Source organism: Amycolatopsis sp. GA6-003, assembly GCF_046267895.1.
Taxonomy (GTDB): Bacteria; Actinomycetota; Actinomycetes; order Mycobacteriales; family Pseudonocardiaceae; genus Amycolatopsis.
The window spans coordinates 2,976,400-3,001,139 of record NZ_CP176499.1 but is presented as its reverse complement, the minus strand read 5'-3'; the positions used below and the strand labels follow the sequence as shown (position 1 = coordinate 3,001,139).

General features: G+C 71.0%; 24 protein-coding genes and 1 pseudogene. 16 read left to right on the top strand and 9 right to left on the bottom strand.

Features of this window, described 5'->3' with window-relative positions; genetic code table 11:
• Positions 1-79: 79 nt before the first annotated feature.
• Together F9C12_RS13030 and F9C12_RS13025 are read left to right on the top strand one after the other, a co-directional pair.
• On the top strand, positions 80-1,042 hold the full coding sequence (locus F9C12_RS13030; RefSeq protein WP_409466040.1) for a hypothetical protein: 963 nt from the start codon (positions 80-82) through the stop codon (positions 1,040-1,042).
• A 49-nt stretch (positions 1,043-1,091) separates the two neighbouring features.
• Entirely contained in the window at positions 1,092-2,534 is a 1,443-nt protein-coding gene (locus tag F9C12_RS13025; RefSeq protein ID WP_409466039.1) for a class I adenylate-forming enzyme family protein, read from the top strand.
• 54 nt (positions 2,535-2,588) lie between these two features.
• Here F9C12_RS13025 and F9C12_RS13020 read toward each other — a convergent pair whose 3' ends face one another.
• Complete coding sequence (locus tag F9C12_RS13020) at positions 2,589-3,293, bottom strand: S1 family peptidase (RefSeq protein WP_409182241.1); 705 nt, start codon at positions 3,291-3,293, stop codon at positions 2,589-2,591.
• A gap of 239 nt (positions 3,294-3,532) precedes the next feature.
• On the opposite strand from F9C12_RS13020, the gene F9C12_RS13015 reads away from it, so the two are divergent.
• Complete coding sequence (locus F9C12_RS13015; protein ID WP_409466038.1) at positions 3,533-3,925, top strand: hypothetical protein; 393 nt, start codon at positions 3,533-3,535, stop codon at positions 3,923-3,925.
• A gap of 216 nt (positions 3,926-4,141) precedes the next feature.
• Positions 4,142-4,354 (top strand): hypothetical protein, encoded by a 213-nt coding sequence (locus F9C12_RS13010; RefSeq protein WP_409466037.1) that lies wholly within the window; start codon positions 4,142-4,144, stop codon positions 4,352-4,354.
• A gap of 176 nt (positions 4,355-4,530) precedes the next feature.
• Here F9C12_RS13010 and eccCa read toward each other — a convergent pair whose 3' ends face one another.
• The gene (gene eccCa, locus F9C12_RS13005; protein WP_409466036.1) at positions 4,531-8,475 is read right to left on the bottom strand and encodes a type VII secretion protein EccCa; all 3,945 of its coding nucleotides are present in this window, start codon (positions 8,473-8,475) and stop codon (positions 4,531-4,533) included.
• 136 nt (positions 8,476-8,611) lie between these two features.
• Between eccCa and F9C12_RS13000 the strand changes: the two genes are divergently transcribed.
• The 6 genes from F9C12_RS13000 to eccD are packed head-to-tail and all read left to right on the top strand — an operon-like array spanning position 8,612 to position 13,998.
• On the top strand, positions 8,612-9,388 hold the full coding sequence (locus F9C12_RS13000; RefSeq protein ID WP_409182238.1) for a WXG100 family type VII secretion target: 777 nt from the start codon (positions 8,612-8,614) through the stop codon (positions 9,386-9,388).
• Between the two features lie 27 nt (positions 9,389-9,415).
• Positions 9,416-10,462 carry a WXG100 family type VII secretion target gene (locus F9C12_RS12995; RefSeq protein ID WP_409466035.1) on the top strand — a complete coding sequence of 349 codons (1,047 nt, stop codon included), beginning with the start codon at positions 9,416-9,418 and terminating at the stop codon, positions 10,460-10,462.
• Positions 10,463-10,465: 3 nt separating this feature from the next.
• Positions 10,466-11,812 (top strand): WXG100 family type VII secretion target, encoded by a 1,347-nt coding sequence (locus F9C12_RS12990; RefSeq protein WP_409466034.1) that lies wholly within the window; start codon positions 10,466-10,468, stop codon positions 11,810-11,812.
• 5 nt (positions 11,813-11,817) lie between these two features.
• Positions 11,818-12,309 carry a hypothetical protein gene (locus F9C12_RS12985; protein WP_409466033.1) on the top strand — a complete coding sequence of 164 codons (492 nt, stop codon included), beginning with the start codon at positions 11,818-11,820 and terminating at the stop codon, positions 12,307-12,309.
• Positions 12,302-12,625 carry a YbaB/EbfC family nucleoid-associated protein gene (locus F9C12_RS12980; RefSeq protein ID WP_409182234.1) on the top strand — a complete coding sequence of 108 codons (324 nt, stop codon included), beginning with the start codon at positions 12,302-12,304 and terminating at the stop codon, positions 12,623-12,625. The genes F9C12_RS12985 and F9C12_RS12980 overlap by 8 nt, the downstream gene beginning before the upstream one ends.
• Complete coding sequence (eccD, locus tag F9C12_RS12975) at positions 12,622-13,998, top strand: type VII secretion integral membrane protein EccD (protein ID WP_409466032.1); 1,377 nt, start codon at positions 12,622-12,624, stop codon at positions 13,996-13,998. The genes F9C12_RS12980 and eccD overlap by 4 nt, the downstream gene beginning before the upstream one ends.
• Here the strand turns inward: eccD and F9C12_RS12970 are convergent.
• Positions 13,988-14,941, bottom strand: coding sequence for an Lrp/AsnC family transcriptional regulator (locus F9C12_RS12970; protein ID WP_409466031.1), 954 nt, complete (start codon positions 14,939-14,941; stop codon positions 13,988-13,990). The genes eccD and F9C12_RS12970 overlap by 11 nt on opposite strands.
• 95 nt (positions 14,942-15,036) lie before the next feature.
• Between F9C12_RS12970 and F9C12_RS12965 the strand changes: the two genes are divergently transcribed.
• On the top strand, positions 15,037-16,356 hold the full coding sequence (locus tag F9C12_RS12965; RefSeq protein ID WP_409466030.1) for an MFS transporter: 1,320 nt from the start codon (positions 15,037-15,039) through the stop codon (positions 16,354-16,356).
• On the opposite strand, the gene F9C12_RS12960 is transcribed toward F9C12_RS12965, so the two are convergent.
• Positions 16,301-17,254 (bottom strand): helix-turn-helix domain-containing protein, encoded by a 954-nt coding sequence (locus tag F9C12_RS12960; RefSeq protein ID WP_409466029.1) that lies wholly within the window; start codon positions 17,252-17,254, stop codon positions 16,301-16,303. The genes F9C12_RS12965 and F9C12_RS12960 overlap by 56 nt on opposite strands.
• Positions 17,255-17,339: 85 nt before the next feature.
• Between F9C12_RS12960 and F9C12_RS12955 the strand changes: the two genes are divergently transcribed.
• Positions 17,340-17,924 carry an NIPSNAP family protein gene (locus F9C12_RS12955; RefSeq protein WP_409466028.1) on the top strand — a complete coding sequence of 195 codons (585 nt, stop codon included), beginning with the start codon at positions 17,340-17,342 and terminating at the stop codon, positions 17,922-17,924.
• Here the strand turns inward: F9C12_RS12955 and F9C12_RS12950 are convergent.
• On the bottom strand, positions 17,863-18,630 hold the full coding sequence (locus F9C12_RS12950; protein ID WP_409466027.1) for a MerR family transcriptional regulator: 768 nt from the start codon (positions 18,628-18,630) through the stop codon (positions 17,863-17,865). The genes F9C12_RS12955 and F9C12_RS12950 overlap by 62 nt on opposite strands.
• Before the next feature lie 53 nt (positions 18,631-18,683).
• Between F9C12_RS12950 and F9C12_RS12945 the strand changes: the two genes are divergently transcribed.
• Positions 18,684-18,944: a hypothetical protein gene (locus F9C12_RS12945; RefSeq protein ID WP_409466026.1), complete on the top strand. Its 261-nt coding sequence runs from the start codon at positions 18,684-18,686 to the stop codon at positions 18,942-18,944.
• Between the two features lie 115 nt (positions 18,945-19,059).
• Here F9C12_RS12945 and F9C12_RS12940 read toward each other — a convergent pair.
• Both F9C12_RS12940 and F9C12_RS12935 read right to left on the bottom strand, forming a co-directional pair.
• A pseudogene (locus F9C12_RS12940) lies at positions 19,060-19,302 on the bottom strand (IS5/IS1182 family transposase); the annotation flags it as partial.
• A 138-nt stretch (positions 19,303-19,440) separates the two neighbouring features.
• Entirely contained in the window at positions 19,441-20,532 is a 1,092-nt protein-coding gene (locus F9C12_RS12935; RefSeq protein ID WP_409182228.1) for a type VII secretion protein EccE, read from the bottom strand.
• Between the two features lie 152 nt (positions 20,533-20,684).
• Between F9C12_RS12935 and eccB the strand changes: the two genes are divergently transcribed.
• The 3 genes from eccB to F9C12_RS12920 are packed head-to-tail and all read left to right on the top strand — an operon-like array spanning position 20,685 to position 23,451.
• The gene (eccB, locus tag F9C12_RS12930) at positions 20,685-22,091 is read left to right on the top strand and encodes a type VII secretion protein EccB (RefSeq protein ID WP_409466025.1); all 1,407 of its coding nucleotides are present in this window, start codon (positions 20,685-20,687) and stop codon (positions 22,089-22,091) included.
• A 38-nt stretch (positions 22,092-22,129) separates the two neighbouring features.
• Positions 22,130-22,801, top strand: coding sequence for a response regulator (locus F9C12_RS12925; RefSeq protein ID WP_409187071.1), 672 nt, complete (start codon positions 22,130-22,132; stop codon positions 22,799-22,801).
• A complete protein-coding gene (locus tag F9C12_RS12920; protein ID WP_009074915.1) occupies positions 22,798-23,451 on the top strand; it encodes a response regulator transcription factor in 654 nt (217 codons plus the stop codon). Before F9C12_RS12925 ends, F9C12_RS12920 begins: the two co-directional genes overlap by 4 nt.
• 7 nt (positions 23,452-23,458) lie before the next feature.
• On the opposite strand, the gene F9C12_RS12915 is transcribed toward F9C12_RS12920, so the two are convergent.
• Together F9C12_RS12915 and F9C12_RS12910 are read right to left on the bottom strand one after the other, a co-directional pair.
• A complete protein-coding gene (locus F9C12_RS12915) occupies positions 23,459-23,860 on the bottom strand; it encodes a DUF302 domain-containing protein (protein WP_409466024.1) in 402 nt (133 codons plus the stop codon).
• 37 nt (positions 23,861-23,897) lie between these two features.
• On the bottom strand, positions 23,898-24,692 hold the full coding sequence (locus F9C12_RS12910; RefSeq protein ID WP_409466023.1) for a carbon-nitrogen hydrolase family protein: 795 nt from the start codon (positions 24,690-24,692) through the stop codon (positions 23,898-23,900).
• Between the last annotated feature and the right edge of the window lie 48 nt (positions 24,693-24,740).

The following is a 24,740-nucleotide window of genomic DNA, read 5'->3' as shown; positions in this document are numbered from 1 at the left end:
CACAGGTGGGGTGCGCCCTACCGGCGAGACGGGGGACGACGCCAGTGCCCGGCGTCGCGCGCGAGACCAGGCTGGCCGCATGGCTTGCTGGGGATTACGGCTGTTCCGGCTGCACCGCCCGCTCGGCGTGCTGGCCGGGGCGATGGTGCTGCTGCTGGTCGCGTGCGGGTTCGGGCTGCTTCTGGATGATCGCACGCTCGTCAACGCGCCGTTGTGGGCGAAACCGTTCAAATTCGCGGTGTCAGTGGCGTTGTACGCGCCGACGCTGGCGTGGCTGCTGTCGCTGGTGCAACGCGGCCGCCGGGCCGGATGGTGGATGGGCACGGCGTTCGCGGTCGGGATGGGCACGGACATGGCGCTGCTGGTATGGCAGGTGCTGGTCCAAGACCGTCCGCTGCACTTCAACCACGCGACGCCGGCCGACGTGACGATCGGCAATCTCCTCGCCACCGGCGCGTTCACCGCGTGGGGCGCGACCGCGGCGGTGGTCGGGTTGCTGCTGTTCCAGAAGCTGCCGGATCGCGCGCTGACGTCCGCGCTGCGGTGGGGAACCGCGCTCGCGGCGGGCGGAATGGGACTGGCCTTGACGATGTTCTCGGCCAGCCCGGCGCAGCAGCGGATGCTGGACGGCGGCGGGAAACCGGCGATGATCGGCGGGCACACGATCGGTCTCGAGGACGGCGGGCCGGGGTTGCCGCTGCTGGGCTGGAGCACGGTGGGCGGGGATCTGCGGATCACGCACTTCGTGGGGATCCATGCGATTCAGGCGCTGCCGTTGCTGGCGCTCGCCTTGGCGGCGTTGTCTCGGCGGTATCCGGTGCTGTCGAACGAACTCGTGCGGCTTCGGCTCGTGCGGACCGGCGCGGTCGGGTACGCGGGGGTCATCGTGATTACGGCGTGGCAGGCGATGCGGGGGCAGTCGATTGTGCGGCCGGACTTTTGGACGCTGGCCGCGACTGCCGGATTGGTCGCGGTGGTGGTGCTGGGCGGCGTGCTGTCGGCGCGGGTTCCCGATGAGCGGCATGCGCTGAGGGGATTCTGAGATCTCTCCGGTACCCCTTGGCGGGTTGGCCCGACGAGAGGACGGTGTGATGGCATTTCCCCAAGACCTGCTGGATTCGCTGCGGCGCGCGCCGGACGCGATCGCGTTCGAGCGCGGGCGGCGGCGGGTGCGCCGGGGTGAACTGCTCGAACTGGTCGGCCGGTTCGCCGCCGGGCTGCGGGCGGCCGGGATCCGGCCGGGGGACGGGGTCGGGCTCGCGACTGGGGTGACGCCGGAGGGGTGGGCCGCGCAGATCGCGGTGCAGGCGCTCGGGGCTCGCGCGGTCGGGGTGCGGCCTGGGATGCCTTCAGCGCATCTGGCCGCGGTGCTGGACGGGCTGGCCGCGGTGGTGACTGACGCCGGATTCCCGGAGCTGACGGGAGTGCGGACGCTTCCGATCGGGCCGGAACTCCTTGCCGCGCATGAGGAACCGGTGCCGTGCGGGAAGCCGGAGGACGTGGGCTGGGTGGTGTTCACCAGCGGGAGCACGGGGGTGCCGAAGGGGGTCGCGTACCGGTTCGACGCGCTGGCCGAGTTCGGGCTTGAGCAGCGGGCAGGGGATTCGGCGGAGGACTATCGGCGGTTTCTGCTCTTCGGCACGTTGAGCAGTGCGGTGATGGTGTTGCATTTGCAGGCTTGTTTGCTCGCGGGCGGGACCGCGGTGATTCCGGAGGGATTGCCGGACTTTCCCTGGATATTGCCGCGGCTGGAGATCACGGCCGCGTTGGTGACGGTTCCCCGGCTGTACCGGATGCTGGATGTGCTGCGGGAGGAGGAAATCGATCTTTCCGGGCTGCGGATGCTCACCGTTGCCGGGTCTCCGGTGGAACCGGGGTTGCTGGCAGAGGGATTCAAGCGAATCGGGCCTGCGTTGCGGCAAGGGTACGGGCAGACCGAGACCGGGAAATTGACCGTGCTGGACGCGGCGGATGTCGCGAAGCATCCAGCGGCGATCGAATCGGTGGGATTGCCGGTCGAAGGGGTCTCGCTGGAGGTGCGGGACGCGTCGGGGAAGGCGGTTCCCGCTGGGGTGACGGGAGAGGTTTTCGCCCGTACCGCAAGGGCTTTCGCGGGCTACTGGCGCGATCCCTCGTTGAGCGCGACGGTGCTGGCCGACGGCTGGGTCCGCACCCAGGACATCGGGCGGCTCGACGAGAACGGGTTTTTGTATTTGACCGGACGCGCCCGGGACGTGGTGATCGTGAACGCGGTGATTCATTACACCGGGCCGATCGAGCGCGCGATCGCCGCGCATCCCGCCGTGGATCAGGCTTATGTCGTCGCGGTTCCGGACGTACGGACCGGGGAAGCGGCACACGCGTTCGTGGTCGCCGCTCCGGGGCGCACGCCGGATCCGGAAGAATTGCGAACGGCGGTCGCCGCGGAATTGGGGGAGGCCGCGGTTCCGGCTTCGTTCACTGTGCTGGACGAGGTGCCGGTCGCGGAATCGGGAAAACCGGACAAGGCCGCGCTGCGCGCCCTCGTCCGGTAGCCCCGCGGGGTTCCGGCCTGCCGCGCACGGGGACGGCAGGCCGGACCACGCGGATCAGACGCCCGCGGTCTGCTTGATCCAGTCCCGGCTGTTGGCGACGCTGGCGTAGTTCTGCGTGCCGTGTTCGTCGCTGCCGGAGTTCTCGCCGGTCGAGCAGACGCCGACCTGGACGCCGTCGGCCAGCTGCGGGCCGCCGGAGTCTCCGTGCCAGGAGGAGCCGGTGACGCCCTTGCTCGCGATCGCCTTGCCGTTGAAGGCGTCCGTGCTTTCGCCGGTCACCTGGACGTCCGCGGTCTTCAGGGTGTCCGAGGGCGGGCTCTGGTCCTTGGTGCGGCCCCAGCCGTAGATCTGGTTGGTGGCACCGGTTTCCGGGTCCTTGTCGGCGAGCTTCATGTACGTCGTGTCCACTGCGGACTTGAGGTGCAGCAGCGCGATGTCGCCGTTCGGGGAAGCCTTCTGCTCGTCGACCGCGGCCTCGGTGCCCTGGCCCAGCGCGACGTCGCCGACCTTGACGTGCATGCCGCCCTTGTTCAGGCAGTGCTGCGCGGTGAGCACCCACTGCGAGGCGATGATCGTGCCGGAGCATTCGAAGCCGCCGTAGTCGGTGACGTCGTCCCAGAACACCTGGGCGCCCCACGGGGCCGACTTCACGGTGTCGCCGCCGATGATGTGCGTGTCGGCACTCGCCGGGACCGCTGCCCCGGCCCCGAACGCCATCGCAGCCCCGGCGACCACGGCCGCCGCTTTCGCGTAACGCATGGAAAATCCCTCCGCGTCGGTGGTGATTTCCCGACCGTAGGCAACATCCGGAAATCCGGTAACCTACGGAAGTCGGTCTTCGATCCACGTTTCGCGGAGCGTGCGGCCGGGACCCGGGTCGCTTCGAGCCGCCGGTAGACCTCGGCGCGGACTGCCTATGCTGGCAGGGCTGGAGGCAAGGGAGACCGGGGAGCGGGATGCATACGGTGACGCTCGGCGCGCCGCGCGGAGATCGTCTGGTGATCGCTGTGCACGGGCGGATGCATCCCGGCGCGGACGATTTCTGGGACGGTAACTGGCTCGTCAGCCCGATCGAGATCGTGGCGGGCGGGTTCACCGCGCGGCTGGACGCCGGGTTGCGGGCCAACGAGCTGCGGGAGTTCCGGCAGGAGCTGGCGGCTTGCCCGGAGTCCGGCGGCAGCGCGCGGCTGACCTCGCTGGAGGACTGGCTGGACCTGACGGTGACCGTCGAGGACGGCCAGGCCGAGGCGGAGGGCGTCGCGGTCGCTGATCATTCGAGCGGGAACCAGCTGACGTTCCGGATCGAGGGGATCGAGTACGCGCAGGTGGCGAAGGTGGTGGCCGGGCTGGCCGCGATCGAGGAGGCTTATCCGGTGCTCGGGCGTCCGTGAGCGGGTTGCCTCGCTGGGGGTTCCGTGGGGGTTGATCGACGCGGCGGTGCGGTGGCCGGGTGAGGCTGTTCTTGCCGGGGGGGCTGCCCCGCCGGTGGAGCACGCCTGGGAGAGGCGGAGCGAGGTGCCCGCTGAATCCGGGGTGGGACGGCGGTTGGCCGCGATGGAATCGTTCGCGCGCGGAGAAGTGACCGGTCCGGCGTTCGCCAGGGCGTGATGGCCTGCGAAATCCGGTTGTACTGCCGGACCGGCGGAATCAGTGCGGTTGCCGGGTTCGAGGCGTTGACGCTCAGCGGAGACGTCGAGTGGTCGGCGGTGTGGCGGGCGAAGTCGTTGGGGGACGTGGTTCCGCACGACGACGGCTCCGGCTTCGCGCCGGGCTGGAACCGCTCGCGGCGTTCGTGCGGACGAGGCTCGACAGTTCCGTGATGACGCATCCGGTGTACCGGGAATTGGCGCGGGTTCGTCGGGGCATGCCTGATCATGCTGGAACGGGCCGGTATCCCGGTCGAAGACGTTCCGCCGCAGTGAGGTACCCGCGGAATGGGACGTGAGCTACTTCAGCCACCTGACCCACCAAGAGGTCTTCCTCGACTGACCCCCGCTCAGTCCTCCACCGGCTTGGTCCACGCCACCTGCACCAGTTCCACCCCATGCCGTCGCGACACCAGCGTCCCCCGGCCGGCCGGTTGTGGCGAGGGCTTCACATCGCCCAGCAGTGCGCCCTCTTCCTTCCCGCCGGACATGACCAGACCCGGCGAGCCCAGTTCCCGCACCCGCTGGATCACTGCCTCGTACAAGCCCCGTCCGGCGCCGCCGGAAGACCGGGCCAGGATCAGGTGCAGGCCGATGTCCCTGGCCTGCGGCAGGAATTCCAGCAAGGGCAGCAGCGGGTTCCGTCCGGCGGTGGCGACCAGTTCGTAGTCGTCGATCACGACGTACAGGTCCGGGCCTCGCCACCACGAGCGGTTGCGCAGCTGGTCGGGCGTGACGTCCGGGCCGGGGAGGCGGTTGCGCATCGCGGTCGCGCATTGGTTCACCAGGTCGGTCAACGTGTTCTCGGCGCCGGCGTAGCCGAGCAGGTGCGGTTGGTCCACCACGCCCAGCAGGCCCCGGCGGTAGTCGCCGACCAGGATCAGGGCCTCGTCGGGCGTGTTGGCCGCGCAGATGCCGGTGATGAGGGCGCGCAGCAGGGAACTCTTGCCCGATTCGACGTCTCCGAAGGCCAGGAAGTGCGGGTCCGTCCGGAAATCCAGGTGGACCGGGCGCAGGGTGGATTCCGCCAGCCCCAGCGTGATCCGGCCGTGCGGGGCGGCGGGCAGCGAGTCCAGCGGGACTTCCGGGGGCAGCAGGCGGACTTGCGGAGCACGCGGGCCGGTCCAGGCCGCCGACACTCGGCGGACCAGGTCCAGGCCGCCGGCGCCGACGGTTTCCGGGCGTTGGTCGGAGTCGATGCGCGGGAGAGCCGCGAGGAAGTGCAGTTTGTCCGCCGTCAGGCCGCGGCCGGGGCGGTCGGCGGGGACGTTTTGGGCTACCTTGCGGTCGATCGACGAGTCCGCCGGGTCGCCGAGGCGCAGTTCGAAGCGGGTGCTGATGGCGTCGCGCAACTGCGCGCGGGCGCCGATCCACTGGTTCAGCGAGACCAGGACGTGGATGCCGAAACCCAGACCACGTTGCGCCAGCGCGGTGATTTGTTCTTCCAGGCGTTCGTACTCCGACCGGATGGTGGTCCAGTTGTCCACGAACAGGAACACGTCGCCGAACTCGCGGTCGTCGCTGCTTTCGGTGAACTCGCCGCGGCGGCTGCGGAAGGCGGCCATCGATTCGATTCCGTGCGCGGCGAAGAATTCTTCCCGCTGCTCCAGCAAAGTCACGAGTTCCGCGACGACTCGGCGGCAGCGTTGCGGATCGCGGCGGGTGGCGTAGCCCGAGACGTGCGGCAGGCCGGCGATCGGGGCCAGCGCGCCGCCGCCCATGTCGAGGATGAAGAACTGCACCTCGGCGGGAGTGTGGGTGAGCGCGAGCATCGCCGCGATGTCCTTCATCAATGTCGACTTGCCGCTTTGCGGTGCGCCGACGATCACCGCGTTGCCCGCCGCACCGGAGAAATCCGCCCAGAGCATGTCGCGGCGTTGCTCGAAAGGCTTGTCCACCAACGCGACCGGGATGGTCAGCTTGCCGTTGCCGCCCCAGCCGAGCGGACACAAACCGCGGTGCGGGTCTTCGCCGATCGGGGGCAGGAGCTGGTCCAAAGTGGGCGGTTCGGCCAGCGGCGGCAGCCAGATCTGGTGCGCGGCCGGGCCGCGGCCTTCCAACCGGGACAGCATCGCGCCGATGATGGTTTCGCCGGTGCCCTTCTCCGGGGCTTCGGCGGCGGGTTGTTCGGCGACCGGCACTTCCACCGGGGCCAGGGTGAACGGCAGGACGCCCAGCTGCTGTCCGTCGGAGCGCACGATGCGGCTGCGTGGCGGGAGTTCGCCGGACACGTAGGCGGCTTTGAGCCGGATCAGGGTGTCGTTGTCGGACTTCAGGTAGGCCGAACCGGGCACCGGCGGCAGTTGGTAGGCGTCGGCGACACCCAGCACCGCACGGCTTTCCGCGGCGGAGAACGTCCGCAGGCCGATCCGGTACGACAAGTGCGAGTCGAGCCCGCGCAGGCGGCCTTCCTCGAGCCGCTGCGAAGCCAACAGCAGGTGGATCCCCAGCGAACGACCGAGCCGTCCAATCGCGACGAACAGGTCGATGAACTCCGGCCGCGAGGACAGCAGCTCGGAGAACTCGTCGATGATCACCAGCAGCGACGGCAACGGCTGCAGCGGCGCGCCGTCCGCGCGCGCCTTCTCGTAATCGCGCACCGACGCGTAGTTTCCGGCCGCGTGCAGGAGTTCCTGCCGCCGCAGCAGTTCGCCGTTCAGCGCGTCCGCCATGCGGTCGACCAGCGCGAGGTCGTCGGACAGGTTCGTGATCACCGCGCAGGTGTGCGGCAGGTTGGTCATGCCGGCGAACGTCGCGCCGCCCTTGAAGTCGATCAGCGCGAGGTTCAGCTTCTCCGACGAATGCGTGACGGCCAGCGCGGTGACCAGCGTCCGCAGCAGTTCGCTCTTGCCGGACCCGGTCGCGCCGATCACCAGCCCGTGCGGGCCCATGCCGCCCTCGGCGGATTCCTTGAGGTCCAGTTCGACCGGACGGCCTTCCGGGTTGACGCCCAACGGAATCCGCAGCCGGTCGCGCGCCGGGCGCGGGGCCCAGGTGACGGTCGGGTCGGTGTCGCGCGGGTCGCCGATGCCGAGCAGCCCGGCCAGGCCGAACGTCGAGGACATCGGTTGTTCGCTGACCACCGCGCCGCCTTGGTGCAGCGGCGTCAGCATCCGGGCCAGCGCCTCGGCCGCGCCGTGGTCGAGCCGGTCCGGCATGCCGAGGAAGCCGAGCCGGGCGTCGGTGCCGTCGAGCACGACCATGCCGAGCTGTTCCGGGGAGACGTGCAGGCTCAGCAACCGGTCGGTCGACGTCGCGCGCGGCTGGTCGCCGCCGATCTCCAGCACCGTGATCCCCAGCCGGCCTTCTTCGGCCAGCAGCCGGGGTTCGCCGTGGGAGTCGCCGCCGTCGACGACGAGCACGAGATGCGGCAGGTCCGCGGAGGGACCGCGGCGCGAGAACGCCGGACGGTCGCCGAGGTCCGGGCCGAGCAGCCGCGCCAGTTCCGCGGCGTTGTCGGCGAACAACCGCCGCGGGCCGGTCGCGTCGGCGAGCGCCGGAGCGGTGGCGTGCGGAAGCCACTTCGCCCATTCCCAGTCGTGCGCACGGTCCGGCGCGACGCAGAACGCCACCCGCAGGTCGGTCGGGGAGTGGAACGTGACCAGCTGCGCCAGCACCGCGCGGGTCATCCCGAGCACGTCGAACCGGCGGCCGGACAGCGTCGCGGCCGCATACGAGCGCAGCGAGATCGAAACCGGCAGGCCCTCCACGGTCGAGAAGGTCTGGATGAAGTGCTTGAGGTTGGTGGAGGAAACCGGGTCCAGCTCTTCCAGCGGCGCGATCTGCGGCGCGCGCAACGGCGTCGCGAGCGGCTGCGGGCCGGTGGCCGCGCGCACCGTCGCGAACGAGCGGTCGCTGCGGCGGCGGTCCCAGTGCTGGTCGGTTTCGACGTACGCCCACAGGTCCGCCGGATCCGGCTGCTGCGCGATCAGCGTGGCGCGCTGCGAGTCGGCGACCGCGCGCACGCGCGTGCGAAGACCGGCGAGATACCGCTGGTAGTCGCGGCGTTCCTCGTTGATCTGCGCCTTCTTCGCCATCCCGCCGCGGCCGAGCGACATCACGATCATGCCGCCCATCGCGGTGACGAACAGCGCGCCGAAGATCCAGGTCATCACCCCGCCGTCGCGTCCGATGTAGACGAACGACATCGCGCCCATGCCGAGCATCATCGGCAGGAACATCATGAGCTGCAGCACGCCGCCGGAGCCGCTCTTGGGCAGCATCGGCGGGGACTGCAGCAGGATCTCCCCAGGCTGCTCGCCGAGCGGGCCGAGGCGGTCGCGGGTGGAACTCATGCCCCGTATTTTGGCCGCCCGCTGTCCGGTCGCGGTGGGTACTTTTGCCGTCCGCTCGCCCGGCGGCGCGAACTTACGCTCTGCGCAGACGCCCCGCACCGGTGCGTCGACCGCAGGAGACCGGGAAGGGAGCGCCATGGGCACGACCGGCGAGTACCGGGCCGAGCCGGAGGCCATGCGCTCCACCGTCGGCAACGTGGGCGCGGTCATCGCCCACGGCATCAACGCCGTCGCGGACCTGGAAAAACTCGTCCTGCAGCCGACGACGTTCGCCAGCTTCGGCAGCGTCGTCGCGGCGGCGAACGAGGCGCTGCACTCGCAGCAGGTGACCGCGGTGCGCTCGCTGCTGCAGCTGCTGCAGGAGATCAACGGCCTGGTCAAGCACAGCGCCGACGCTTACCAAAGCGCCGACGAAGCAGTATCCGAGGGCTACGGCGGGGGCGGGAGCCATCCGGCGCCGTCGCTGACCTCGATCTGGGGAACCCCGCACGCGGCGCACCTGGCCGCGGCGGCGATCACCGACAGCGCCGGCGCGCACGGGGAACCGTCCTCGGTCGGCAACGTGCTGCGCTACCTCGGCGACGCGGACCTCGGCCGGCTCGCCGAACATCCGCTGACCGACGCCCGGTTCCACGGCGTCGCGGACTTCAACGAGTGGCTCGCCGGCGACGCCGACAACCAGGCGCGCGTCGGCCTGATCGAGGTTTATTCGGGCACCGCGCGCACTTTCGGCGACGTGCCCGGCGGCGTGCACAGCGGCGACGTCGTCGTGGTGGAGCCGCTGCTGCTGCCCGACCACCACCCGGTGATCGGCGTCGCCGGGGACGGCGGCGCGCTGTACAACCACGGCCCTGTCGATCCGGGCCTCGGCGGACTGGCCAAGGTCAGCGTGTACCGGCCCGCCTCCGTCTGACCCCGACCCCCGACCAAGTGAGGTCCGATGCTCTTCCCGAACTCCAGCGCGATGGACGCCACCGCATCCGGCGGCGGCCCGATCACCGTGCTGCCGCAGATCGTCACCGGCCAGCCGGAGCAGATCGCGAAGCACGTCCTCGACCTGCTGCACAAGGCCGCCGAGCTGACCTCGCTCTACACCGAGCTGAGCAAGGCCGCAGACCAGCTCGGCAAGGTCTGGTCCGGCGGGGCGTCGGAATCGGCGCTGCAGAAGATCTCCCATTCGCTCGACCAGCTCACGAAGATCATCAACGTGATCGAGAAGGGCGCCGAGCTGCTCGGCGTCTCGGGCACGCTGGTGAAGGCGGCGCAGGAGGCGTACCGGTCGGTGGTCGCGGCGGTGAACCCGACCGTCGCGTCGCTGATGTCGAACTGGTGGACCTACGGGGCCGCGGTCGCGCTTTCCACCGCCACCAGCGCCACGCTGCGCGGATTCATCACCGCGGTCGGCGGGCTGCTGAAGGCGCTCGGCGCGGGCGACCTCGCGAACCAGATCACCCAGGTCGCGACGATCATCGGCGACATCGAAAAGCTGTTCCACCACGGTTCTTCCGACGCCAGCGGCGCGGCGGGCAACGCGGCCATCTCCGGTACTCCGGTCAGCGCGCCGCAGCTTCCCGCGCCGGTCGCGAGCGCGTCCGGGCAGGCGGCGATCGGCGGCAGCGGCGGGGGAGTGCCCGGCGCCGTCCCGTCGTTCACGAACTACACGCCGCCGGCGTTGTCCCACGGCGGCGGCTGGTCCTCCGGCAGCGGGACCGGCGCCGGAGCCTGGCCGTCCGGCGGCGGAGCCGGAGCGGGCGCCAACCCGGGCAACAGCTGGATCCCGGTGGACCCGGCTCCGGCTCCGGCCCCCGCGCCTTCGGTGCCCGGGCAGTCGACCGGTGCGCACGAGGTCGTGATCCACACCGACCTCACCACCGGGAAGTCGACCGTCGAGGCTCCGGCCGGGCAGGACGTGGACATCGACGTCGACGTCACCTACCAGGGCAAGCACTTCCAGCAGCACGTCGACATCGACGCGAAGGGCGCGTAGCCGGTGGCCGTGGACGCGTCCGGAGTCGTCAGCTCGGTGCTGTCGAACTACCGGCAGGTGCTGGTCGAATACCAGCGCCGGGTCACCGGCGACCCGGCGGCGCTCGAAGCGGCGGCGAACCGCTGTGGCACCAACGCGTCCACGATTACCGGCAAGGCCACCGAAATCGCGGACGCTGCCACGGCATTGCACGCTGACTGGGACGGCGCTGCGTACACCGCGTACGCGACAGCAGCGTCCGAGGTCGCGCACGCGTTGACCGAAGACGGCACGAAGCTGGCTGATCAAGGCAAGCGACTGTCGATGGCCGGACAGCTGTTGCGGTGGGCGCGTTCTGGGGTCGACTCGGTTCTTTCGCAGTTCGATCAGTACGGCGCGCAGCTGATCAATCAGGCGCGTGCGGCGGATCCGAACGCGGTGAGCGCTTTCCTCGCCGCGGCAAGGGATTTGGGCGAGCAAGCGGTCGCGGCGGCCGGGCAGGTCGCCGACGAGCTGTCCGACGCGCTGGCGGAGTTGTTCCCCGCGCCGTGGGCCGGGCCGATGAGCAAGCCGGGCAAGCTGGGCAAACGCGTCTACGGCCCGTTGTCCTGGGTCAACGGCGACACGCTCGACGGACGCAAGCGGCCGCGTTCGGTGCCGTCGTGGTTCGGCAATTCCGGCTGGAAGAAGCTGACGTGGAACGGCCTTGAGGGCACCCGCGCGCCGAAGAAGGCGGACACGCCGTTCGGGCAGCCGAAGCAGAAGACCGCGATCGGCCGGGCCACCGAGATCACCTACTACAAAACCGCGCACGAGCAAGACGGCTTCATTCCGGAGTACGACGGGAAAATCTCCTCGCAGGGCTGGGACGCGAAGGCGTCCGGCCACGCTGAGCTGGGCTTCCGGGAGGACATCGGGACCAGCGGAAGCTACGGTGTCGCGCACGGCAGCGCTCGCGGTTCGGCGTTCGCCGGCGGCGAGGTCAGCGGTTCGGCGCAATTCGGCGTGCACGGGCTTGGCGTGCACGCCAACGCTTTCACCGGCGGCAAGCTGGAGGGCCAGGTCGCGGCGGATGTCGCCGGGGTCGGCGTCGGCGCGAGCGGGAGTGTCCAATATGGAATCGGCGCTCAGCTCGACGGCCAGTTCGTTTACGACAACGGCCATCTGAAGATGAACTTCAAGGCGGGCGCGGCGCTGGGGCTGGGCGCGGGGATCGGCGCGAAGATCGACATCGACCTGCCGAAGGTCGGCGCGGCGGTCGCCGAATACGGCGGCGCGGCGATCGACGCGGTCGGCGACGCGGCGGGCCAGGCGGCGGACGCGCTGGGCGGGGCTTGGGACGACGCCGTGCAGTATGTGGGTTCGTGGTGAGCGCCATGGCGGACCTGGTGACGCTCCCGCTGGGCTTCGACGTCCCGGACGGCTGGACGCCGGTGCCGCCGATCGCGCCCGGGCTGGTTTTCGTTGCCGTGCACCCGGATCCGAAGGCGGACTTCACGCCGAACATCACGCTCGGCGTCCAGCAGCGCCAGGATTCCCCGCCGATGAAGGACATCGCCGGCGAGGCCGTCGAACGGCTCGGCCGGACGATGGCGTCGCTGGACGTGCTCGACTGGCAGGAGGTCGGCGGTCCCGCCGCGCCCGGCTGCACCCAGACGGTGCGGATGCGCACCGGCGAAGGCCAGGAGCTGCTGCAGATCCAGGTGTTCCTGACCGTGCCCGGTCCGGCCGGGCGGGTCGTGCTGGAACTGGTCTGCACGGCCGATCCGCGGGACGCGCGCCCGCTCGTCCCCGACTTCCGGAAGTTCGTCGCCAGCGTGCACGTCCGCCGGGAAACCCCGCAGGAGAAGGAGAACGACGGTGACTGAACCGTATGCCGTGCCGGACATGGACGAGCTGCTCGCGCAGGTCCGCAAGCAGACCGAAGAGGTGCAGCGGATCCAGCGCTCGGTCGAGGCGATGGAGGTCAAGGCCGCCTCCCGGCAGAACGAGGTGACCGTGACGCTGCGCGGCGACGGCCGGTTCACCTCGGTCGACATCGACCAGCGCGCGATCCGCGAGTTCGACGCGCGCACGTTGTCGGAGATCGTCCTCGAAGCGGTGAACGCGGGCCTGCAGAAGCTGGCCGAGGCGAGCAGCGCGAAGTTCGCCCCGGTGATCGAGGCGGCCAGGTCCCAGCAGTGAGCGCGCCGGCCGTCGCCGGGTCGACCCGGCGCGTCACGATCGTCACCCCGCGCGCCAGGGTGGACGTCGCGCTGCCGCAGCAGAGCACGTTCGCCGAACTGGTGCCGCAGCTGGTCCGGCTGGCCGGGGCGGCCGGGCAGGCGTCGGCCGAGCATCCGGGCTGGGTGCTGTCGCGGCTCGGCGGCGCGCCGCTCGCGCTCGGCCTCACCGTGGCCGCCGCGCAGGTGCGCGACGGCGAGGTGCTGCACCTGACCCCGCGCGAACGTCCGCGCGGCCCGCTGCTGTTCGACGACGTGGTCGACTCGATCGCGAGCGTCGGCGAATCCGCGTCGACCGCGTGGGGGCCGAAAATCGCCCGCCGGGCCGGGATTACGACGGCCGCGCTGCTGTTGTTCGCGGGCGGGCTGCTGATCCAGGCGTCGCTGGCGGGCAGCGTGCTCGCGCCGATCGGCACCGGGCTGCTCGCGATCGTGCTGCTGCTCGGCGGCGGCGCGCTGAGCCGCGCGTACGGCGATTCGGGCGCGGGCGCGGCCGGTGCGCTGGCTGGGGTCGGCGTGGCGTTCCTGGCCGGAATGTCTTTGCTGCCCCCGCATTCGGTGTTCTCGCTGTCTGCCGGACCGCTTGCCGCTGGCCTCGCCGCGGTGACTGTCTACGGCGTGCTGGCCGCGGTTTCGGTGGCGGACCGGCTGCCGTTCTTCGTCGCGGTCGTCGGTTCGGCCGGGATTGGCGCGATCGCGACCGGCGTCGTGCTGCTGACCGGTGCGAAGCCGGTGGCCGCGGCGGCTGTCGCGGCTGTGTTGGCGACTGCGTTGGCCGCCGTCGCACCGATGCTCGCGTTGCGGCTCGGCCGGATGCCGCTCCCGCGGGTGCCGGACGACATGGAATCCTTCCGGGCCAACGAACAACCGTCGCTCGGCGCGGAAATGGCCGGCCGGACCACGTATGCGCAGGCGTTGCTCACCAGCCTGCTGGTGGCGCTCGGGCTCGTGGTGCTCGGTTCGTCGATCGTGCTCACCACGGGCGGGGCGTGGGAAGCTGGGCTGGCGGCGCTTCTCGGGACGGCGTGGATCCAGCGCTCGCGCGCGTACGCGGGCCGCACGCAACGGCTGGTGCTGGTCGCCTTCGGGCTTGTCGCGTTGCTGACCGCGGGTTTCTGGCTGATCGCGGCGAACCAGCGGATCGCGCTGCTCGCGGCGGGGCTGGCGTTGGTGCTGGCGGCGGTGGTGTCGCTGATCTACGCGACGCGGGTCGCGCGCGGGGTGCGGTCGCCGTATTGGTCGCGGTTGCTGGATGTCTCGGAGTTCCTGGTGTTGTTGTCGCTGGTGCCGTTCGTGGCGTTGATCGCGGGGGTGTACGAGGCGGTCAGCGGGTGAGTGGGCTGGCGGCTTTCAGCGTTCGCAGGACGGGTGCGGTTTCGCAGGAGCGGATGCCGGGCAGCGCGCCGAGCCGGTGGGTGAGGTAGTGGTGCAGGGCTGGGGGATCGGTGCAGAGGGCGTGGGCGAGGAGGTTGGTCGGGCCGGTGGTCGCGGCTACGACGGCTAGTTCGCGGTGGGTGGCGAGTTCGGTGGCGACGGCGTCGAGATCGGCCGGGGCCACCGCCATCCACAGCAGTGCTTGCGTGGTCGCGCCGAAGAGCCGGGCGTCGATTTCCACGTCGAAGTAAAGGGTTTCCGCCGCTCGCAGGTCGGCGATCCGGCGCGCGACGGTCGCCGCGGACCAGCCCGTGATGGTCGCCAGTTCGGTCTGGCCCAGGCGGCCGTCCCGTTGGAGTGCGGTGAGCAGGGGCTCGTCGGCTGCGGTCGCTTCGGCAGTCGTGGCGCGGGTTTCCGGTTCCAGCTGACGACGTTGGGCGTCGGTCAGGACCTCGGCGCGGCCGAGCCACGCGGTGGGACCGCCGTGGTACAGGTGCAGCAACTGGTGCGCGGAGACGGCGGTGATGCCGGTCGTGCGCGGGATGTCGTGCAGCAGCAGGCCGTGCTCAGGCGTGGAGCCGTTGGCGCTGTGCACGATGACGCAGATTTCCGTGCCGCCGCCGGCGAGTTTGACCCACGTCGTGTCGGTGCGGCGGACGAGTGCGTCGGCGACCCGCTGCGCGACCGCCGGCACGACGGTGAGCCGCACGAGCCACTGCGTCTGCCCGGCGCGATGCGGTGCGGCCAGCCCGACGACGCGCAGTCCGGCTTCGGCGCGCAGCCTCCGGTAGCGGCGCGCGACGGTCTGCGTCGAGACGCCCAGGACGGCGCCGATCCGCGCGAACGGGGCGCGGCCGTCGATCTGGAGCGCGTGGACGAGGGCGTGGTCGAGGTCGTCGAGCATGGCTCGATTCTGCACGAAAGTACCCGGAATGGAAGATTTCTGCTCGTTCGCGGCGGTGGCTGGAATCTTGCCCGGCCGCTGCCCAGTCTGGCGGCATGAACGACGCACGCCGTTGGGCCGCGCTGGCGGTCCTGCTCGTCGCGGAAGCGATGAACCTCCTCGACACCACGATCGTCCAGGTCGCCGCCCCCGCGGTGCACGCCGAACTGGGCGGCGCGGCCAGCACGATTTCCTTCTACACTGCCGGGTACACGCTGCCCTTCGCGCTCCTTCTGATCACCGGCGGACGGCTCGGCGACATCCTCGGCCGCCGCCGCACCTTCCAGCTCGGAGCAGCCGGTTTCGTGCTCAGCTCGGCCCTGTGCGCGGCCGCGTCCAGTCCCGGGTTTCTGCTCGTTTTCCGGTCCCTGCAAGGAGCTTCGGCCGCTCTGGTGATCCCGCAGACAATCGGGCTGATCCGCGTCCTGTTCGACGGCGCGGCCCGTGCGCGGGCGCTCGGCATGATCGGCCCGGTGATGGGACTGGCCGCGGTGAGCGGTCCGGTTCTCGGCGGACTGCTCACCGACGCCTGGTCGTGGCGGTCGGTGTTCCTGGTGAACGTCCCGCTCGGACTCGCCGTGCTCGCCGCGTCCGGGCTGCTCACGGAAGACCGGTCCGCCTCCCGGCCGCGCCTTGACCTGCTCGGGACCGGCTTGGTCGTGCTGGGCGCGGGGCTCGTGGTCTACCCGCTGCTCACGCAGTGGAACGGATACCTGGTCGTCGCCGGGGTAGCAGTGCTGGCGATTTTCGCTCTGCAGCAACGTTTTCGCGGCGGTCTTATCGAGCGCAGTCTCTTCCGCGGCCTGGGTTTTCCGGCCGGACTGGTGACGTCAGTGCTGTTCTTCGCCGTGATGACCGGCCTGACCCAAGTCGTCGTCCTGTTCCTGCAACTGACCCAGCATGCCGACGCCCGGACCGCCGGACTCTCGTTGCTGCCGTGGTCGTGCGGCCTGGCCGTATCGTCCTTTGTGGCCGGACGCTGGCTCGTTCCGCGCTTCGGCACTCGGATTCTCTTCGCCGGCGCGGGTTTCCTGGCGGCGGGGATCGCCGGGATCGCGCTGGGCTGGCCGCTGCTGGTCGCGCTGGCGGTCGCCGGAACGGGGACCGGACTGTTCACCGTGCCGTTCTTCACCGCGGCGCTCGCGCTCGTCCGCCCCTCGGAAACGGGTTCGGCGGCCGGGCTGCTGAACGCGGTGCAGCAACTCGGCGGAACCGTCGGAGTTTCCGTGCTGACCACGGTTTTCCTCGCCGCCGACGTGACGGTCGCGTGCTGGAGCGCGGTCGGCTTGACCGTCGCGGCCGGGCTGACCGCGCTCGGGCTCATCCGCGGAACGCGCGCCGATAGTCCGTCGGAGCTGTCCCCAGCCGGAGGGTGAAATGGCGGCGGAGGTTGGCCGCCGAACCGAGACCGCTGCGTTCGCCGATCAGGCCGATCGGCAGGTCGGTGGATTCCAGCAGGCTGCGGGCGCGCAGGACGCGCTGGTCGAGCAGCCATTGCAACGGCGTGGTCCCGGTCGCTTCGTGGAACCGGCGGACGAACGTGCGCGGGCTGACCCCGGCTCGGCGGGCCAGCTGTTCGACGGTCAGCGGCTGGTCGAGGTGGCGCGTCGCCCAGTGCAGCACCGGCCCGAGCCCGGCGTCGTCGGTCTCCGGGACCGTCGCGGAGACGTACTGCGCCTGGCCGCCGCCGCGATGCGCGGGCAGCACCATCCGGCGCGCGACCTCGTTGGCGACGTGCGCGCCGAGGTCGCTGCGCACGACGTGCAGGCAGAGGTCGATGCCCGCGCTGCGGCCAGCGCTGGTGAGGACTTGTCCGTCGTCCACGTAGAGCACCGACGCGTCCACCTGGACCCGCGGGTACCGCATGGCGAGAGTGGCGGCGTACATCCAATGCGTCGCCGCGCGCCGGCCGTCGAGCAGCCCCGCCGCCGCGAGCGCGAACGCGCCGGTGCACAGCGAAACGATTCGCGCGCCTTGGGCGGCGGCTTCCTGGATCGCGCTGACCAGGTGCGCCGGAATCGGTTGTCCACTTTGGACGCACGCGTACGGCAACGCGGGCACCAGCACGGTGTCGGCGTCCTTGATCGTGTCGAGACTGTGGCCGGCGTGCTGCCGGAAGCCGAATTCGGTGCGGGTTTCCGGCTTCGCCGCGCAAAACCGCAGCTCGTACCAGGGATCGGCGAGGTCGGTCCGGGACGGCCCGAACACCTCGGCCGCGATGGCCAGCTCGAACAGCGGCATGTCGTCGACCAGCGCGACCGCGACGGTTCGCATGGCTTACAGGATACGGCAGGAATTGTGCGAAAGGAGTCAGTCCTGCCACTCGATCTCGATGCGGCGAGGTGGCAGATTCGCTGCCGTGACCGTCGTGGAACTCCGCCAGTACACCCTCCGGCCAGGGCAACGGGACGTGCTGATCGACCTGTTCGACCGCGAGCTGCTGGAACCGCAGGAAGCCGCGGGCTGCACGGTCGTCGGCCAGTTCCGCGACGAGGACGACCCGGATCGGTTCGTGTGGTTCCGCTCTTTCCCGGACCTGGCAGCCCGGCACGCCGCGCTGACGGCGTTCTACCTCGAAGGCGAGGCCTGGCGGCAGCATCGCGACGCCGCGAACGCCACCATGCTGGACAGCGACAACGTCCTGCTGCTGCGCCCCGAGGTCGACTTTCCGATGGGGCCGCGGCCCGTCGAGCCCGCGTCGCGGGTTTTGGTGCTCGTCGGCCCGGCCTCTCTTGCGTTGCCGGGGCCGCTCGCTTCCTTCGTCACCGAGCCCGCGGAGAACACCTTCCGCGCGCTGCCGGTGCGGGAAGGGGAGAACGTCCGGGTGGGGGTCTGGACGTTCCCCGATCTTGTCGCGTTGCGGGCTTTCGAACGCCAGCTGCCTAGGAACGACGAGGTACAGCGGCTGCGCTTGGCTCCGACGGCGCGGTCTGCGCTGCGCTGATCCGTTGCGCGACGAGCTGGTCGAGGCGCTGCCAAGCTGGGCTGTCGAGATGCTTGGCGAGCAGTTCGACTACCTGGCGAGGCACCTTCCGGAAGTCCGGCAGATCGGAGGGCAACGTCATCCGCTGGCCGAGTTCGGCGGCCGCGTCGGCGATCGCGTCGAGCCGGGGATCGTCGGGATGCCACTCGATCGCCTCGTCGTACGCGCGGAGAACGGCGACATACTCCGGATCGTCCAGCAACGCGGTGCGGCTGACGAGGATGGCGCGGGCGACGTCGGGAGCCAGCGCGTACGCGAGGATCCAGCCGTCGCGGATCGCGTTCTCGTGGCGTTCGGACAGCCCGATCGGCTTCAGCCGCTCCAGGAACGCGACGGCTTCGGGCGGCAGGCAGAGCCGGTCGGGCCGACCGAGGTCCCGCAGCCGGGCGCGGCGTTGTTCGAGCTGCCGGATCCGGTCGCGCAACTCGGCGTCGATCCGGGCGAGCGCGGTCTCGTCGGCGTTCAGTACCTCGGGGATGCGCGCCAACGGAACTCCCGCTTGGGCGAGCGCGACGATGCGGGCCAGGTCGATGACTGCCTGCGCGTCATAGCGGCGGTATCCGGAGGCGTCGCGTTCGGGCTCGGGAAGGAGCCCTTTGGCGTGGTAGACGCGGACCGCCTTGGCCGTAACCCCGGCTTGGCGGGCGAGCTGGCCGATGGTGAGCATGGCCCAGTATCGCGCTTGACCTTGTCCCAGGGGCAAGGTTGGAGGCTGGCGGCATGCACGATTACGACACCCTGCGCGCGCTCGCCGACGAAGGGAACGAAACCGCACTGGACCGCCTCGCCGACCTCGCCGACAGCCGCGGCGACCTGGCCGAACTGTCCGACCTGCTGGACGAGGGCAGCGAACACGCCGGCCGGTTGCTCACCCGGCGGGCAGTGGAGAGGCGCGATCTGCGGGAACTGCAGCGGCTTTCGGACGCGGGGAGCAGCGAGGCGGAGACCGAACTGGAACGGCTGCTTCGCGGGGATTCCTGAAGTCCGTGAGGGAAATCCTGAGAGGGTGTTGTGGAACCTGGGTGGTTAGTCGTTGGTGTCTTGGGCTAGCGGCGGGCTGCTTCGGTTTCGATGGGGCCGTGGGGTTCGATGTGTTTGCGAACTGGATCATGGCCTCGGCGTGTGCCGTCTTGCGTTCGTAGTGCGGGTCAAGCGTCTCCCGCCTCGTGAGCCAGCCGAAGGTTCGTTCCACCACCCGCCGTCGGGGCAGCACCTGGAACCCTCTCCCATCCGCGTTGCGCGGCACCGCCATGATCTCGACGGTCTCGTTCTCGCGAGCCCAGGCCACGAGAGTGGCGTCTTTCGAGTTGACGTAGCCGCCGTCCGCGCCCAGCAGTCCGCTTGCACACACAGACGCACACCCGGCCCGATGATCACCACACCGAACCGGCTACCACCACCGACACACCGAGCCGATCACCAGGTTCCACAACACCCTCTCAGGGTTTCCCTCATGGACTTCCCGGCGGGTTGGGTTTCAGGTCAGCGCGAGCGGCAATGTCCGCCGCACCGCAGCCGCGTGCCCGCCGTGCAACGGAACCGCCGAAACTCCCTGCGGCACGGGTGCTTCCTCGGCTCGCGCGCCCACCCGGATGGTCAGCTCCAGCTTCTCCCGCCCGCCCGGCGTCCGTCGCAGGGTCGCGGACGTCGCGGTGAACGCCGCGCCGGGCACGGCTACTCCCAACGTCCGCGCGAGACCGCGCGAGGACCGCGGCGAGTAGCACGTCTGCGTGAGCCCACCCCATTTCCACGCGCGCCAGAAATCCCCGTCGGACTCCGGGTTGCCGGTCGAAACGCCCAGCGCCACCCGCAGTTCGTTGGTCAGCTCGCCGGCCTCCAGCACCGTCGACGGGAAGCCCGCCTCGGCCAGCGCCACCATCAGGCTCAGCGCCGCGCTCGCCGTGCTCCGCAGCGCGCCCAGTTCGCCGCCGCCGCGGGCGAGGGCGGCGATCGGCGCGTCTTCCGGGCGGTAGCGCACCGCGAGCCAGCGCACCCGGTACACCCGCGAATCCCGGGGCACCGCCCAGGTCAGCAGCTGCACGGCGGCCAGCGGGATGTCCGGGTTCTGGAACGTGGTGCGGAGGATGGCCAGCAGCTCGTCCGTCGACGGCTCTCCGGGACCGGGCGTGAGACGGACGATCGCGCTCCAGTCGCCGTCGACCTCGGCGACGCCGAAGCGGTTGCCCGCGCGGTCGACGTGCTGCCGCACCTTCACCGGACCGGCGATGCGCAGCAAGGCGTCCGGACTGTCGCGGCGGCTGTCGTGGCGACGCAGGCGATGCGCGAGCCACGTCCACGTCCAGCTGGCGAAGTGCCGTCCGCCGACCCGCACCGAAGTCGTCACCACCAGCAGGCCGGCCAGCACGGCGACGGTGATCCGCATCGGCTGGGCCAGGCCGTGGACGGTGAAGGCGAGCAGCAGCGCCAGCGCGGCGATCTCCCATCCGGCCGCCTGCAGCGGGCGGATCGGCAGCAGCCACGGCCACGGCGCGGTACCCGAAATCCCGGCATGCCCGCCGGCACCGGGGGCGCGGGCAGGCGCCGGGGCTGGCGGCGCGGACACGGACAACGCATTCCCCTCTTCCCCGGGCAGCGACCCGGCCCCGCGAACGCTAGCGTCCCCGCGCGGGCGCGTGGGCGTAAAAATTACCCTCGTGCGCGTCCGGGGAGCTGTTTAGCCTGCGCGGGAAGCGGTGGTGATCTCCAGGGGGCCGGGACAGCGTGTGGACGCAGCGGGACCAGATCCAGGCGTACCAGTTCCTGCGCCGCCGTCTCGTGTCCGCGCTCGTCGCCGCGGACGCCAACCATCCGGTGTCGCCCAGCCGCCGGCTCGTGCTCGGCACGGTGCTCGGCATCGGCGCGGCCCTGCTCGTGACCGCGGTGTTCGGCGTGATCGGCCTGGTCAGCCCGTCCGGCGGGAAGGACTGGCTGGCCGGCGGCAAGGTGATCGTCGAGGAGGACAGCGGGGCGAGGTTCGTGCTCGGCGCGGACGGCGCGGTACACCCGGTGCTCAACTACTCCTCCGCCCGGCTGCTCGCCGGCGGCAACGGCCACGAGACCGTCACCGTCCCGGCCGAAAAGCTCGGCACGGCCCCGCGCGGCACGCAGATCGGCATCGTCGGCGCGCCGGATTCCTTGCCCAGCACCCTGATCACCGCCCCGTGGACCAGTTGCAGCCGCACCACCCAGGACGCGCCCGCGTCGGCGGAACCGCTCGTCGCCGTCCTGCTGGAAGCGGCCGCGACCGGGGTCGAGCTGCCGCGCGATTCGGGCGTGATCGTCCGCGTTCCGCAGGGCGGCCGGTTCCTGCTCGCGGGCGGCCACCGGTACCGGCTGAGCGACGAAGCCGCGGCGGCCCTGCAATTCGACAGCTACCCGACGATCAGCGTGGCCGCGCGCTGGATCGACACCGTGCCCGCCGGACGCGACCTCGGCGAGATACCGGTCGAAGGAGCGGGAACCCGCGGCCCGCGCGTCGGAACGCAGGAGACGCGCGTCGGCCAGGTGCTGTCGGTCGTCGACCCGATGGCCGGGCCCGCCAACGCCTCGACCTACTACCTCGTCCGCCCGGACGGTCTCGAACCCGTCGGCCAGACCGAAGCCGCGCTGCTCGTCACGACCCCGGCGAACGAATCGGCGTATCCGGGCCGCCCGGAACCGGCGCGGGTCCGCGCGGCGGACGTCGCGGCGGTGAAGAAGGTCAGCGAACCCCGCTCCGGCGGCGCGGACCCGGCGGCGTACCCGGACCGGATCCCCGGCAAGGCGCCGATCACCGGCAGCGCGGTGACCCTGTGCGCGCAGAACAGCCGCGTGACGGTCTCGGCGGACCTGCCGGTGCCGCCCGGCGCCCGCGCGCTGCCGGTGCAGAGCCGGACGGACGCCCGGGTCGCGGACGTCGTGTACGTCCCGCCCTCGCGCGGCGCGGTCGCGACCGATCCCGGGTCCGGCACGATTTATCTCGTCACCGACACCGGCCGGAAATATCCGGTGGCGGACAAGACGGCGCTCGCCTCGCTGGGCTACGGTTCGGAGTCCGGGCATCCGGTCGCGGGCGGGCTTCTCGCGCTGATGCCGACCGGTCCCGCGCTGGATCCCGCCGTGGCCGGGCAGCCTGCGGGAACGGGGTGAGCGAACCGGTGACCACGACAGCGCAGCGACCCAGCGACGTGCCGGACCGCCCCGAATCCCCGGCTCCGGGCAGCATCCAGGTCGCCGTCATCGAAGACCACCCGCTGTACCGGCGCTCGGTGGAACGCGTCCTCGCCGAGGCACCGGACGTGGAACTGGGCGCGGTGGTCGACTCGGTCGCCCGCTTCCACGTCGCGCGCCAGCCGCCCGGAAGCGTCGTCCTGCTCGACCTCGGCCTGCCGGGCGTCGCGGGCGCGGCCGCGGTGCTCGAGGTCGCCGAGCTGGGCCATCACGTGCTGGTGGTGTCCGCACAGGCCGAACCGGAGACGGTGCTGGCCGCGATCGCCGCCGGGGCCAAGGGATTCCTGTCGAAGGACGTCGACGTCGACGAGCTGCTGATCGCCATCCGCGCGGTCGCGGGCGGCGGCGCGTACGTGTCGGCCGTCGTCGCCGGGATGATCATCAAGGACAACACCGACCGCCCGGTCGCCCGGCCGGAAATGGAGCTGTCGCCGCGCGAAGTGCAGGTGCTGCGGCTCGTCGCGGCGGGCGAACGGGACGTCGACATCGCGCGGATCCTCGACATCGGCGTCCGCACGGTGCGGGGCTACCTCGACCGGATCCGCGACAAGACCGGCGAACGGCGGCGCCCCGGCCTCGTGAAGGAAGCGATCCGCCGCGGGCTGGTGGGGAAGGAAACACTGAGGTGAAAGCCGACGAGGGGCGGCGCCGGAGCGGACCCATCCAGGTCGGGGTGATCGAAGACCACCCGCTGTACCGGGACGCGGTCGCGCGCGTGCTGAACGAGGCCCCGGACATCGAACTGGGCGCGGTAGCCGACTCCGTGGCGCGCTTCGCGGTGCAGGACCAGCCGAAGGGCAGCGTGGTCGTGCTCGACCTGAAACTGCGCGGCGTCCAAGACGCGGCGGCGGTGCTCGAGGTGGGGCAGATGGGGCACAAGGTGCTGGTGGTGTCCGCACATGCGGAACAGCCGGAGGTCCTGGGCGCGATGCAGGCGGGGGCTAAAGGCTTCCTGTCGAAGGACGTCGACGGCGACGAACTGCTGCGCGCGATCCGGACCATCGCGGAGGACAACGCGTACGTCTCGCCGACCTTGGCCGGAATGATCATCCAGGACAGCGACGAACGGCACGCGGGGCCGAAGATCGTGCTGTCGGAACGGGAGAAACAGGTCCTGCGCCTGGTGGCGGCGGGGGAGCGGGACGTCGACGTCGCGGAAATCCTGGACATCAGCGTCCGGACGGTGCGGTCGTATCTGGACCGGATCCGGGACAAGACGGGGGAACGGCGAAGGGCGGGGTTCGTGCGGGTGGCGATTCGGGAAGGGTTGCTGCGCTGAGGTTTCCCTAGGGAGCCACTGCCTGCCGGACCAGACCGGCCAGGCCGGACTCGATGGCCGCGAGCGCTTGCTCGCTTCCGGCGCCGAGTCCGTGCCGGTCCGCGAGCCACCTCGCCTCGTTGTAAGTCAGCCAGGTCTGGCCCGCTTCGTCCTGCCACGCGAGTGCTTTCACCGGGAGATCAATGCCGCTGGTCTGCCGGTCCTGCATGAGCGGCGTGCCGCCCTTCGGATGGCCGAAGACCAGCAGTTCGGTCGGCCGGAGTTCCATTCCGGCCCGGGCCGCGTTGCCCGCGTGGTCGATCCGGGCGAACACGAGCAGACCCGCGCCGGTCAACGCGGTCTCCAGGCGGTCGATCGTCACTCCGACGGGCCAGGGGCTGGCGACCGTGAGCAGGCCGTGGCCGGACATTTCTTCCTTCCGCCGCTCGGATTCCTGGCCGGGGGCTTCACAACCGCCGGTTGGCCAGCGCCCCGGTAGCCGTCCGAGCCTTGCCCGCGACCTCCGGCTCCACGTCCACCACCAGCATCTCCGCCCCCGCCCCAGCCTGCGCCTCCACGCGGCCGAACCCGTCCGCCACCAGCGAGTACCCGATCCCCGTCGGCGCCTTCGGATTGACCTCCACCCCGGTCACCGACGGATCAGCCTGTCCGCAAGCCGCCACCCAGCAGCCCGAGTCCAGGGCCCGCGCTCGCACCAGGACTTCCCACTGCTCGCGCTTCCCGGCCCCCGCACCCCACGACGCCGGGACCGCCACCACGTCCGCCCCGTCGTCGGCCAGTCGCCGGAACAGTTCAGGGAACCGCAGGTCGTAGCAGGTGGCGACGCCGAAGACCGTGCCCTCCGCGGAGAACGTCACGACCTCCGAGCCCGGCGCGACGGTGTCCGATTCGGCGAATCCGAACGCGTCGTAGAGGTGGATCTTGTCGTACCCGAGATGCTGCCCCAGCCCGGTGATCAGCAGCGTGTTCCGCACCCGCCCGTCGTCCGCGGGCGTGAACATCCCGGCGATCACCAGCACGTCGTGTTCCGCGGCGATCGCGGACACCGCCGACGCCCACGGGCCGTCCAGCTGCTGCGCCACCGGGGCGAGCGGGCGGCCGAACCGGGCCATCGTCGCCTCCGGGAAGACCGCCACGCGCGCGCCGGCGGCCGCCGCGGCCTCCACGCCGGAGCGAACCGTTTTCAGGTTTTCTTCCGGGTCGTCGCCCGAGTTGAGCTGGCACAACGCGATCCGGGGCACACGAGCCTCCCTGGTCCGGGGACAGCGGGTCTTCACCGAGTATCCCTG